Annotated in this window: 9 protein-coding genes; 5 read left to right on the top strand and 4 right to left on the bottom strand. The window is 66.1% G+C overall.

Translation table 11 applies throughout. The features are described from left to right. Positions 1-30: 30 nt before the first annotated feature. The 3 genes from NZU74_03325 to NZU74_03315 all read right to left on the bottom strand — a co-directional run bounded on the left by NZU74_03325 (position 31) and on the right by NZU74_03315 (position 3,186). On the bottom strand, positions 31-930 hold the full coding sequence (locus NZU74_03325; GenBank protein MCS6880341.1) for an ABC transporter permease subunit: 900 nt from the start codon (positions 928-930) through the stop codon (positions 31-33). A gap of 46 nt (positions 931-976) precedes the next feature. Then, positions 977-2,074, bottom strand: coding sequence for an extracellular solute-binding protein (locus tag NZU74_03320; protein ID MCS6880340.1), 1,098 nt, complete (start codon positions 2,072-2,074; stop codon positions 977-979). 110 nt (positions 2,075-2,184) lie between these two features. Next, a complete protein-coding gene (locus NZU74_03315) occupies positions 2,185-3,186 on the bottom strand; it encodes a LacI family transcriptional regulator (GenBank protein MCS6880339.1) in 1,002 nt (333 codons plus the stop codon). A 340-nt stretch (positions 3,187-3,526) separates the two neighbouring features. Here NZU74_03315 and NZU74_03310 point away from each other — a divergent pair, with 340 nt between their 5' ends. Both NZU74_03310 and NZU74_03305 read left to right on the top strand, forming a co-directional pair. Continuing rightward, positions 3,527-5,956, top strand: a complete 2,430-nt coding sequence (locus tag NZU74_03310; GenBank protein ID MCS6880338.1) for a 3-hydroxyacyl-CoA dehydrogenase NAD-binding domain-containing protein — start codon at positions 3,527-3,529, stop codon at positions 5,954-5,956. A 197-nt stretch (positions 5,957-6,153) separates the two neighbouring features. Further along, positions 6,154-7,335 carry an acetyl-CoA C-acyltransferase gene (locus NZU74_03305; protein MCS6880337.1) on the top strand — a complete coding sequence of 394 codons (1,182 nt, stop codon included), beginning with the start codon at positions 6,154-6,156 and terminating at the stop codon, positions 7,333-7,335. An 81-nt stretch (positions 7,336-7,416) separates the two neighbouring features. On the opposite strand, the gene NZU74_03300 is transcribed toward NZU74_03305, so the two are convergent. Further along, the gene (locus NZU74_03300; protein MCS6880336.1) at positions 7,417-8,640 is read right to left on the bottom strand and encodes a L,D-transpeptidase; all 1,224 of its coding nucleotides are present in this window, start codon (positions 8,638-8,640) and stop codon (positions 7,417-7,419) included. 410 nt (positions 8,641-9,050) lie between these two features. Here NZU74_03300 and NZU74_03295 point away from each other — a divergent pair, with 410 nt between their 5' ends. The 3 genes from NZU74_03295 to NZU74_03285 all read left to right on the top strand — a co-directional run bounded on the left by NZU74_03295 (position 9,051) and on the right by NZU74_03285 (position 12,329). Next, positions 9,051-9,458: a cobalamin B12-binding domain-containing protein gene (locus tag NZU74_03295; protein ID MCS6880335.1), complete on the top strand. Its 408-nt coding sequence runs from the start codon at positions 9,051-9,053 to the stop codon at positions 9,456-9,458. 22 nt (positions 9,459-9,480) lie between these two features. Further along, positions 9,481-10,419 carry a methylmalonyl Co-A mutase-associated GTPase MeaB gene (meaB, locus tag NZU74_03290; GenBank protein MCS6880334.1) on the top strand — a complete coding sequence of 313 codons (939 nt, stop codon included), beginning with the start codon at positions 9,481-9,483 and terminating at the stop codon, positions 10,417-10,419. Between the two features lie 404 nt (positions 10,420-10,823). Continuing rightward, the gene (locus tag NZU74_03285) at positions 10,824-12,329 is read left to right on the top strand and encodes a cell wall metabolism sensor histidine kinase WalK (GenBank protein ID MCS6880333.1); all 1,506 of its coding nucleotides are present in this window, start codon (positions 10,824-10,826) and stop codon (positions 12,327-12,329) included. The last annotated feature ends 86 nt before the right edge of the window (positions 12,330-12,415 follow it).

The raw sequence follows: 12,415 nt of genomic DNA, 5'->3' as shown, positions 1-12,415 counted from the left end.
CCTCCTGCGTGCGCCTGCGCATAGCGGGCGTCACCGGCGCTGCTCGGTACGACGAGGCGCGCCCAGCCGCCCCATGGTCCAGAGCAAAACGGTGGTGAAGAGCGCCAGCAAGAGGCTAAGGGTCGCCGCCAGTTGCGGCTCGAAGCGTTCTGTGAAGGCGGCGGCGATCTCCAGCGGCACCACGCGGTAGCCACGGCTGAGGGTGGCTGCGGTGCCGAAGGCCCCGAAGGCCGTTGCCATGCTCAGGCTGGCAGCGCCGAGGAGCGCCGGGCGCAGGACGGGCAGAATGACGGCGGTGTAGACCCGCCAGGGCGGCGCGCCCAGGGTGCGGGCCGCGTCGAGCGTGTCAGGCTCGATAGTGGCGACGGCGCCGCGCAGCACGAGCACGACCCGGGGGATCTGAAAGTAAATATAGCCGACGAGCAACCCCCAGAAGTTGTAGGCAAGCGGAGGGGGCCGCTCGCCGAGCAGCGCTCCGGCGAGGCTGACAACCACGCCCGTGCGGCCGAATAACAGGATAACGAAGAAGCCGATGACAATTCCCGGCAGGCTCAGCGGGATCGTCAGCAGCACGGCCAGCGCGCGACTCAACCTGCCACGCTGCCATTCCAGGTAGATCGCCGCCGGGGTGCAGAGCGCCAGGGCGCCAATGGTCGAGACCAGAGCCAGCAGGGCCGTATTGCCGAGGACGCGCCAGTAGCGTGGTTCACGCAGAACCGCCAGATACGTTGTTACAGAGACCCCCACCCCTTCCGGCGCGCCCAGGCTGCGCAGGGCAAGCACCACGAGCGGCCAGATGAGCAGGGCGAACAGGGTGAGGAGGAGAGGGGCGGCGAGAAGCGCCGCTCCCGCTCCAGCCCGCCACTGCCCGCCGCCCATGCTGGCCGCGGAAGCGGCGCCCCTGTTAATGCCGGCTGCAAGACCGCGCATAGCACGCCTGCGGTAATCAAGCCGGAACAACGACCCGGCCAGGCGATTACGACCTGGCCACCTCGTCGCGCCAGCGCTGAACGACCTGCTTCTGCACCGCGCGCATCCGGGCGTAGTCGGGCGTTTTGACGCGCTCATACTCGCTGGCAGGCAGCATCCCCGCCTTGATCTCCGGCGCCACTTCAACGCTGCGCACCGGGCGCAAATAGCTCTCGGCGAACAGCCGCTGGCCGGTATCAGAAAGAGCGAAGTCAATCAGCGCCTTGCCCGCATCAGGACGCGGCGCGCCGGCCACGAGCGACATTACGTAGGGGATGCTGATGCTGCCCTCACACGGCACTACCACCTCGACCGGCGCTTTATCGATGTTGCGCAGCTTGTAGCCGTTGAAGTCGGCGTCGATGAGGATAGGGATCTCGCCTTGCTGCACGAGGGCGGTGGCCGTCTGAGCGGGGAGACTCAGCCCGTTGGCGACGAGTTGCTTCAGGTAGGCGACGCCGGGATCGAAGTTCTCCAACGTGCCCCCCTGTGCCAGATTCGCCGCCGTGATCACCGAGTAGCCCACTGCAGCCTGGGTCGGGTCGAGAAAGCCGACCTTGCCAGCGTACTCGGCCTTGAGCAGGTCGGCCCAGCACTGTGGCGCCGGCGCACCGTCAAGGGCGTCGGTGTTGACCAGGAAGGCGATGGCCCCTTGATGCACAGTCATCCAGCGGCCCTCGGGGTCCTTCAAACCGGCAGGGATATCGGCGAAGCCAGGGGGTTGGTAGGGCGCGACCAGTCCTTTCTCCGCGGCCTCGATTCCGAAGACGATCCCGAAGTAGGCAACGTCGGCCTGCGGCGCTGCGGCCTCGGCTTCAAGGGCGGCCAGGGTCTGCCCGGAATTCTTCGGGTCAGACGGGGCCTGGATGCCGGTCTGCTGTGTAAAAGCCCGCAGGACAGCGCCCCAGTTGGCCCATTGTTCGGGGGTGTTGTATGAGACGACGAGTTTCGCCGCGCCAGTAGTGGGTTGAGCAGCGGCGGTCTGAGCAGGCGCCGTAGCGGCGCTCTGAGTCGGCGCCGGCTGCGGTACCGCGGAGGCGCAGGCGCCAAGCGCCAATCCAAAGAGAGCAATAAGTCCGACGCGAAACAGGGCGGCCTTCAGCATATGCGGTTCTCCTTCGTTTGCGGCGCCTTCTGGCCCTGCGCGCGGCACGCCGAGATCCAGCGCGCCAGACAGGATCAGGCGCGAACAATCAGGGGGACGGCGAGGGTCGCTCACCGCGCGGGCGGCGGAGCGGTGGTCTCACGGATCTGGAGTTCGGTCGGCAGAATAATCGTCGTCGTCGCGGGCGTTTCTCCTTTGATCAAGGAGCAGAGCAACTCACACGCCTTGACACCCATCATCAGGGCCGGCTGCGACACGGTGGTGAGGCGTGGATTGGTGATGACGGCCATCGGGCTGTCATCGAAACCGACGATCGAAAGTTCCTGCGGCACGCGCAGGCCATGGTCGAGCGCGGCGCGGATGGCCCCGAAGGCGAGGATATCGTTGGAGCAGAAGATCGCCGTCGGGGGCTCAGTGCGGCCCAGCAGCGCTCGGGCGCCGGCAACGCCGCCTTCGACGGTGTACGGAACTTCCACAAGCAGATCCGGATCCGCAGGGAGGCCATAGGCGGCCAGGGCGGCGCAGTAGCCCTGATAACGTGCATAGCTGCGGTCGGATTGGCTGAACGTGCCGGCGAGCATGGCGATGCGCCGGTGGCCAAGTTGCAACAGGTGACCGACGGCGCCTGCCGCGGCGGCGAAATTATCCACCCCCACACAGGGCAACGATGTGCGGAGACGCGACGAGTAGGTGAGCACCACGGGCGTGCCGTTTTCCTGGGCGGCGATCAGCGCCGGGCTTTCGGGGTGGGATGAGGTGACGATCAGGCCGTCAACCCGGTGCTGCCGAAAGGTCTGCACCAGGTGAGTCTCCTCATTGGCATCGTAATCGGTAGCGCCGATCAGGAGCGCGTAGCCATGGAGCGCGGCGGTCTGCTGAACGCCGCGGGTTGACTCGGCGAAGATCGGGTTGGTAAGCGCAGGCACGATCAGACCCAGGGTCATCGTGCGCCGGCGCGACAGCCCGCTGGCGATGGCATTGTAGCTGTAGCCGAGCTGGCGCATCGCTGCGTACACCCGATCCCGTGTGGCCGGGGCTACCCGCTCCGGGTTGTTCAACACCCGCGAGACCGTAGCAATGGAAACGTTTGCAAGCTCAGCAACACGCTCCATTGTGCTTCCCAATGACCGTGCCTGCCTTCCTAATGTAAACGTCTACATCGGCTGACGAAGTGTACCACCACGGTATTAATCGAGCGCGAGCAAAAGATTAACGGAAAGTAAAATCTTCATCAAACACACGGCATACGGTGACGCAGGCGCCGTGGGTGGTTAGAGCAGAGGCAACGTCTCCGGGGCCTGCTCCATGCCCCGCTGAAGAAGACGGACCCGCCTCGGGACCTGCCCGGAAAGCTGGCATTACTTTCGCATCCACGGCACTTGTGGTATCATGCCCACGTCCATGACGCGCTGCATATAACCTCGGTTTTTCGCCCCGGTCAAGGAGGACTCGATGCAGGACCAGTTGAAACGTGTCGCCGTCATTGGCGCCGGTACGATGGGCGCCGCCATCGCCGGCCTGGTCGCCGGCGCCGGCCTGCCCGTACTGCTGCTCGACGTGCCGCCCAATAAACTGACCCCGGAGGAGGAGGCGAAGGGGCTGACTCTCCAGCACCCCGCCGTTCGCAATCGTATTGTGCAGAGCGGCTTCGACCGCATGCGTAAGGCGCGCCCGTCGAATCTCTTCAGCGAGCGCACTGCGGAGTTGATCACCCTGGGCAATACCGAGGACGACTTCGCCAGGATTGCTGACTGCGACTGGATCGTCGAGGCGATCATCGAACAACTCGGTCCCAAGCAGGCGCTGATGGAGCGCCTGGACGCCATCCGTAAGCCGGGGGCCATCATCACCACCAACACCTCTGGCATCCCCATCGCTCTGATTGCCGAAGGTCGCAGCCCCGAGTTCAAGCGCCACTTCTTCGGCGCGCACTTCTTCAACCCGCCGCGCTACCTCAAGCTGCTCGAACTCATCCCCGGCGACGATGCCGATCCCGCTGTCGTAGCCGCCTTCCGCCGCTTCGCCGAGGATCGCCTGGGCAAGGGCGTGGTGATCTGCAAGGATCGCCCCAACTTCATCGGCAACCGCATCTTCTCCTACGCCGGCCAGGTGGTGCTCAATTACGCCCTGGCGAACGGGTATACGGTCGAGGAGGTGGACGCGCTCACCGGGCCGCTGATCGGGCGTCCCAATACCGCCAGCTTCCGCTTGCTCGACCAGGTTGGCGTAGATGTGATGCACTACGTCTGTTCGAACCTCTACGAGGCCGTCCCCGACGACGAGAGCCGCGGCGTCTACCGCGAGAACGACTTGCTCGCGCGCATGGTCGCCGACGGCAAGCTGGGCCGCAAGGTCGGCCAGGGCTTTTACAAAGAGGTGCGCGAGGGTGAGAAGCGCGAGTTCTGGCCCCTCGACCTGGCGACGCTGGAGTACGCGCCTCCGCGGGGCGCCGCCAGCGTGGACTCGCTGATCGAGGAGGCGAACAAGTACAAGAGCCTGCCTGAGCGCCTGCGCTTCCTGCTGCGCCGCAGCGCCGAACGGCCCGATGACCGCGGCGCCGCCCTGGTCGCTCAGGCCCTCCTGCCGATGATGGCCTACGCCGCCCGCCGCCTCCCCGAGATCGCCGACAGCATCGCCGATGTGGACAACGCCATTCGCTGGGGCTTCGCTCATCAGATGGGGCCGTTCCAGATCTGGGACGCCCTGGGCCTGGCCGAGACCGCCGATCTGATGCGCTCGCGGGGCCTGGAACTGCCGGCCTGGGTAGACCAGTTGGCGAAGGGGGATGCCCGCTTCTACAAGCAGGAGGCTGATGGCAAGCAGTCGGCGTACAATGTCACTACTGGCCGCCACGAGATCATCGAGCGCGATCCGCGGGCGATTGACCTGGCCGCGCTCAAGGAGGCCGGCAAGCTGGTGCACGGCAACGCCGCCGCCAGCCTGGTGGATCTGGGCGATGGCGTGCTGTGTCTGGAACTCCATTCCAAAGCCAACACCATCGGCGGCCAGGTGATCGAAATCATGCTGGCGGCGGTCGAGGAACTCAAGCACGACCGCTGGGTAGGCATGGTCGTCGGCAATCAGGGGGCGCGTTTCTCCGCCGGGGCGGATCTGAACGACTTTGGCGCCGCCGTCGAGGCCGGGGCCTGGGAGGATCTCGAAGAACTGCTCGGTCTGGTCCAGCAGGCTTACCAGGCGCTGCGCCATAACCCCAAACCAGTGGTGAGCGCTCCCTTTGGCCAGACCCTGGGCGGCGGAGCCGAACTGGCCATGCACAGCGCCGTCACCGTAGCCGCCGCCGAGACCTATATGGGCCTGCCCGAGTTCGCCGTGGGGTTGATCCCCGGCTGGGGCGGTTGCAAGGAGCTGAACCGGCGCATTATCGCCGAGGCGGCCAGCAGCGGCGGTGATGTGCTCAAAGCCTTCCAACGCGTCTTCGAGACGCTCGCGTTCGCCAAGGTGGCCACCAGCGCCCACGAGGCCCGCGAACTGGGCTTCCTGCGCCCCACCGACCGCATCGTCTTCAACCAGGACTACCTGCTCGGCGAGGCCAAGCGGGAGGTGCTGCGCCTGGCGGCCGAGGGCTACCTGCCCCCTCCGAGCACCAAAACGTGCTACGCCCTGGGGCGCGATGGCCTGGCCGCCGCGCGGATCGCCATCTTTCAACTGTCCCAGGGCGGCTACGCCACGGAGTACGATGCCGTCATCGCCGATAAACTGGCCTACATCCTCTGCGGCGGCGATCTGAGCAGTCCCCAGTTCGTTGATGAAGCCTACATCATGCAACTGGAGCGCGAGGCGATCCTGGCTCTGCTAAAAGACGAGCGCACCATGGCCCGCGCCCGCCATATGCTGGAGACCGGCAAGCCGCTGCGGAACTAGAGCGCTGACCGGAATGCCTTGATCCACTGAGGACACTGAACCGTGTGGCTCGCGGCGCTCGTGCCGCCATCGTTGCGGATCAACCGTTTCGAGGAACGCCATAGAGCGCCGGGCGCCGTGATTGAGCCACAATCAGCACCGGCCCGTGGCTCAAGTGTCAGACAAGCCGCAACTTTTCTCTGAGGAGTAATACACCCATGCGAGAAGCAGTCATTGTCAGCGCGGCGCGCACGGCGGTGGGCAAGGCCCCGCGGGGGACGCTGCGCACCGTGCGCCCCGACGAACTGGCGGCCGTGGTGGTCAAGGCAGCCATCGAGCGCGCGCCGGGGCTTGACCCGCGCGAGGTCGAGGATGTGATCATGGGCTGCGCGATGCCCGAGGGCGAGCAGGGCATGAACCTGGCGCGCATCGCCGCCCAGCGGGCCGGTCTGCCCGATACGGTCTGCGGCATCACGATCAATCGCTTCTGCGCCTCGGGGCTGCAAACGATCGCCACCGCGGCGCACCAGATCATGAGCGGCCAGGCCGATGTCATCGTCGCCGGTGGCGCCGAGAGCATGAGCATGGTGCCCATGGGCGGCAACAAGTTCGCGCCCAACCCCTACCTGGCCGTCCACGATCCCGCGGTCTACCTGGGTATGGGCCTCACCGCCGAAAACGTTGCGCGGGACTTCAAGGTCAGCCGCGAGGACCAGGACGCCTTCGCCCTGAGTTCGCACCAGAAGGCCCTGCGCGCCCAGCAGGAGGGCCGCTTCGCGCCGGGGATCGTGCCGGTCGAAGTGGACGTGGTGGAACTGGACGCCGAGGGCCGGCGCGTAGAGAAACGCTTCAGCTTCGATACCGACGAGGGGCCGCGGGCCGATACCTCGGCGGAGGCCCTGGCGAAGCTGAAGCCGGTCTTCGCCGCCAATGGCACGGTTACGGCGGGCAATAGCTCGCAGACCAGCGACGGGGCCGCGGCGGTGGTGGTGATGAGCCGCGAGAAGGCCGAGGCCCTGGGCCTCAAGCCCCGCGCGCGCTTCCTGAGCTTCGCCGTGGGTGGCGTGGCCCCCGAAGTGATGGGCATCGGTCCGGTGGTGGCCGTGCCGAAGGCGCTGAAACTGGCCGGGCTGAACCTCAGCGATATTGACCTGATCGAGCTCAACGAGGCCTTTGCCGCCCAGGCCCTGGCGGTGATCCGCGAACTGGGCATGGATATGGAGAAAGTCAATGTCAATGGCGGGGCGATCGCTCTCGGCCATCCCCTGGGCTGCACGGGCGCCAAGCTGACGGTGCAGATCCTCGACGAACTGGAGCGCCGCGGCGGACGCTACGGCCTGGTTACGATGTGCATCGGCGGAGGCATGGGCGCCGCGGGCATCTTCGAGCGCCTGGCGTGAACTCAGGGGAAACCCGGTCTCCCCACGCCCCGCTGAATGGGAAGAGGTGGGAAGGCTGCGCCTTCCCACCTCTTTTTCTGGCTAATACCTGATCACCACCCGCGTGCCCACATCGGCCCATTCATAGAGCCACTGGGCATCTTCGATGCGCAGGTTGATGCAGCCGTGCGAAGGGCGCGCGCCGGTGCCATGGCTGTTGTGCCAGTAGGTGCCGTGCAGGGCCACGCCGCCAACCACATACTGCACCCAGGGAATGTTCGGCACGTTCCAGCACTCGCCGCCCATGCAGCCGAACATGGTCTGCATATCATACTTGGCGTAGATGGCGTAGTCGCCGACGGGGGTGTTGAAGCCATCGCGTCCGGTCGCCACGGGCGCGCGAAAGACCAGCAGATCGCCTTCGTAGGCGCTGAGCCACTGCTCGCTCAGATTGACCTCGATCCGCCGCTCCCAGATCGCCGGGTCCCAGATCAGCGCGCCTTCGAGTTGGGGTACGGGCGCGAGGTTGAGGCCGCGGATCTGGGCCAGCTGGCGCCCCAGGTCGCTGAACCGCACCTCGAACAGGCTGCTGAGATCGAAGCCATTGGCGGCCTGCATGCTCTGAAAGAAGGGAGGGAGATCCTCGGGGAAGTAGACGAACTTTGCCCGCTCGAAGTACTGTACGCTGCGCCCTCCTTCGTCCACCACCTCGCTGAGCGGATAACCGAAGATGCGTAGATCGCCGCGACGCTCCCACACGCGGCGAAACTCGCCCCAGAGGGTGTGGCGCGTTTCGGGGAAATAGCGGGCGCCATTCTGGGGGTCGTCAATGCCTCCGGGGAAGCCCTGCACCTCGAGGATTTCGCGGCCCAGCAGCCCGAGCTGGACCTGATAGGGCGTGCCGGCATGCTCCGGGCTGTACTCAAAACGGGCGCGCTCGAAGTACTGCACGATGCGGCCCTGCTCAACAAACTCCTCGGTGATTGGATAGCCGAAGACATGCAGTTGACCGTTGGCGCGCCAGAAGTCGAGAAAGCCGCTACGATTGCTCAGATGGTGGCCGGTGGCGGGAAAGTAGATGGTCTGCAACAACGGCAACTGCGCCGGGTCAACCGTGGATACCTGCTGCCGGGCCGCCTCCCGGAGCGCCATCTCGCGCGCACGGGCGGTTTCGACGGCGCGGCGGGCCTCGGCGTAGCTCAGCGGGGCCGGAAAATCGGCGGCGGGATGGCGGGCGGCGACAGCGCGCGCCCAGCCCATTCCCGCGCCCAGCGCCAGGGCGACGAGTGTCAGGACAAGCGCCGGTAGCAAGCGGCGGCTCAGCATACGATCCTCGCACATTTGAGCGATGTTACACTTTACAGTTGTAACCATCGCCTCGGGATATTTTGCCCATTATATCTCATAAGAACGAAGAATCATAGAGGGTCTGACATAGATTCGGTGTAAAATTACTGCTGCATTCTCGTTTGAAGGAGGCGCGGCGAGCGGCGCCTCCTGCGAACTCCTACACCCTGGATCGTTCGGTGGTTTTGGGCGGCGTGCCCCCAAAAACCACCGAACCATGCCTTGCCGGGCGGGTATGCCGTCCCGGAGCCCGCTGCTGGAGGCGGAAGGGATAGCGCGCCACACGCCGCTCATCGCCGGGCGTGTTATAATTCAGCCCATTGTGAGAAGCGTTCAACACTGCGCCGGGCGGGCCGCGGCCCGCGCCGCACTGCCAGGAGGTCACCCCGATGGAGCGAAAGATCCGCGTGCTTGTCGCCAAACCCGGCCTCGATGGTCACGACCGCGGGGCCAAGGTGATCGCGCGCGCCCTGCGTGATGCGGGGATGGAGGTGATCTACACCGGATTGCAACAGACCCCTCAGATGATCGTCGAGGCCGCCTTGCAGGAAGACGTTGACGTCATCGGGTTGTCTATCCTGTCCGGCGCCCATATGACCCTCCTGCCAAAGGTGACCCAGTTGCTCAAAGAGCAGCAGATGGATGACGTGCTCGTCGTGGCCGGAGGCATCATCTCCGACGCGGACGCGGCTATCCTCAAGGCGCAGCATGGCATTGCCGAGGTCTTCGGGCCGGGCGCTTCGACCCAGGACATTATCAAGTTTATCCAGGATCATGTAAGCGTCTCCCGAAAATGAGACGGCGTTGCGCAGGAGTGGTGTGAATAGTCAGGAGCTTGTCGCACGACTGCGCGCGGGCGACCGGCGCGCTCTGGCCCGGGCGATCACCATAGTGGAGACAGGCGGCCCGCCGGCCCGCGAATTGCTGGCCGCAGCCTATCCTTATACCGGCAACGCTCACGTAGTCGGGATCACCGGGCCGCCCGGCGCGGGGAAGAGCACGCTGGTGACCGCCCTGGCGCTGGAGTGGCGCAGCCGGGGGGTCAGCGTTGGCATCGTGGCTGTGGACCCTACCTCGCCGTTCACCGGCGGAGCAGTGCTGGGAGATCGCATCCGGATGCAGGCCCTGAGCGGCGATTCCGGCGTGTTCATCCGCTCTATGGCCAGCCGCGGGCGCCTCGGCGGCCTGGCGCGCGCCACCGCCGATGCTGTGGCCCTGCTCGATGCGGCCGGCTTCCAGGTGGTGCTCGTCGAGACGGTCGGCGCCGGCCAGGGCGAGGTGGATATCGCCCGCGCCGCCCATACCACCCTGGTGGTCGAGGTGCCCGGCATGGGCGATGACGTGCAGAGCATCAAGGCCGGCGTGCTCGAGATCGCCGACGTGTTCGTGGTTAACAAGGCTGATCGCGAAGGGGCCGAGAAGACCGTGCGCCAGTTGCGCGCCATGTTGCATCTGGCCGACCGGCAACCCGGCGAATGGGAGCCGCCGGTGCTCACCGCCGTCGCCACCGCCTCCACCGGCAGCGCGGCGATTGTGGACGCGGCCACCCGTCACCTGGCATACCTGCGCGAGACGGGGCTGGCCGATGCGCGCGCACGCCACGCCGCCGAACGCGAACTGGCCGCGGCAGTGCAGGAACTGGCCCTCGAACGGCTGGGCGGTCCGGCCTGGCACGACCTGGTGGCCCGCATCGCCAGCCGCGAGCGCGACCCCTATGGCGGCGCCGAGGAGTTGTTTAACTCGATCCGCTCCGGGTAAGGATGGCGCGATCCCGTCACCCCCCTGCACGCAACCCTCCAGGTTGCGCACGCTGTATTGCCAATCCGGTATCGCCGAACGCTGCGGGCTAAAGCCCTTGCTGAGCTCCTGAAAGCCCCTGTGGGGCGTCCACGTTCTGAGCCCGCAGCGGGCGCTACCGTCGCAAGGATCAGCGTGGTATACCGGTTCAATTCTTAATGATATTTGCCTCGTTGATCTTCGGCCTGGATAGCGCAACCCGGAGGATCGCGCCACCCTACCCTGTTATTTGCCCCGTTGATCTTCGGCCTGGATAGCGCAACCCTCCGGGTTGCGCTACTTGCGCTGGACAGGCGATTCGCGCTACACTCACCATGGCGCCATAGACGGCGCTCTGCTGGATTCGGGTCTATGCGCTTGTTGTCATGCCGATGTCGTTCCGCGCCCGCCTGACGCTTGCCTACACCGGTTTCTTCGCCCTGGCCCTGCTGCTGCTGGGCTGCGGGATCTACTTTTCGGTGCGCCAGGCGCTGCTGGCCGGGGTGCAGCGCGATCTCTGGGCGGCCACGCGCCAGGTGCGCGCCATCTTCAACGCTGGCGGGCTGGAACCGGTGCGCACCCCCACCGGCGAACTCGATCCCTACCTGCGCAGCGAATTCATCCAGATCTTCAACAACCCCAACCTCGGCGCTCAGGTCTTTGACCGCAATGGCCGCCTGCTCAACAGCACGCCAAATCTTGACGGGCACAACCTGCCCCTCGCTCCCGAAGCCCTGTCCCTCGGCGCCGAGAGCGTCAGCACCGGGCTGACAGCCACGCACGAAATTGACGGCATCCACCTGGTGTCCCTGGTCACGCCGCTGGTGTTGCAGAGCAACAACCGGGTGGTCGGCTACCTGCAAGTCTGGCGTCCCCTGCGCGACGTGGAGACGACGCTGCGCACGCTTACCGGGATCTTGCTTGGCGGCGGGGCGATCGCCCTCCTGATGACCGCTGCCGGGACGGCGCTCCTCTCCCGGCGCGCCCTGTCGCCGATTGACGAGATCACCCGCACCGCCCAGAGCATCGTCCGGGCCGAGGATCTGGCCCAGCGCGTACCGGTGCCGCCGCAGCAGGACGAACTGCATCGCCTGGCGGTGACGATCAACGAACTGCTGGAGCGGCTGGAGAAGCTGTTTAACGCCCAGCGGCGCTTCGTAGCCGATGTTAGCCATGAGTTGCGCACTCCGCTGGCGGCCATGCAGGGCAACCTTGAGGTGCTGGAACGCGGCGGGTTGAGCGATCCTGAACTCGTCCGTGAAGCCCTGGCCGATATGCGCCGCGAAACCGGCCGTCTCATTCGCATGGTGAATGACCTGCTGCTGCTGGCGCAGAGCGACGCGCGGGTGCAGGTGCGCTTCGAGCCGGTTGAACTGGATACGTTGCTCCTGGAGGTCTATCGCGAATTGCGTCCTCTCGCTGGCGGCGTCGCCCTGCGCATCGGCGCGGAGGATCAGGTGACGGTGCTGGGCGATCGCGACCGGCTGAAACAGGCTCTGCTCAACCTTGGCGTGAACGGGTTGCAGTACACCCCGCCAGGCGGCACGGTTACCCTTGGGCTTGAGCAACGCGATGGTTTCGCCCTGCTGACCGTCTCCGACACCGGTGTGGGCATCAGCGAGGAAGATCTTCCGCATATCTTCGACCGCTTCTATCGAGCCGATCGCTCGCGTTCGCGCTACAGCGGCGGCGCCGGGCTGGGTCTATCGATTGTCAAGCGAGTCGCCGAGGCGCACCACGGCTACGCAACGGTTGCCAGCGTGCCCGGCCGGGGCAGCACGTTCGCCATCTGGCTGCCGCTCCCGCACCGCCACGCTCCTGCCGAGACCCAGGAGCAGCCCGCCCTGGAGATCGAGGCGAACGATGCGCCGGCTCTGCCCGTGTCGCGGTGAAGGCTTCCGGGCGGGGAGAAGCACGCACAACCAGGCATCCCCTACGCGCCACCTTGACCCGCAACGATGGCAGCGCGAGCGCAGCG

The organism is Chloroflexaceae bacterium (assembly GCA_025057155.1).
Classification (GTDB): Bacteria; Chloroflexota; Chloroflexia; order Chloroflexales; family Chloroflexaceae; genus JACAEO01.
The sequence above is the reverse complement of the archived record's forward strand: the minus strand, read 5'-3'. Positions and strand labels throughout refer to the sequence as shown.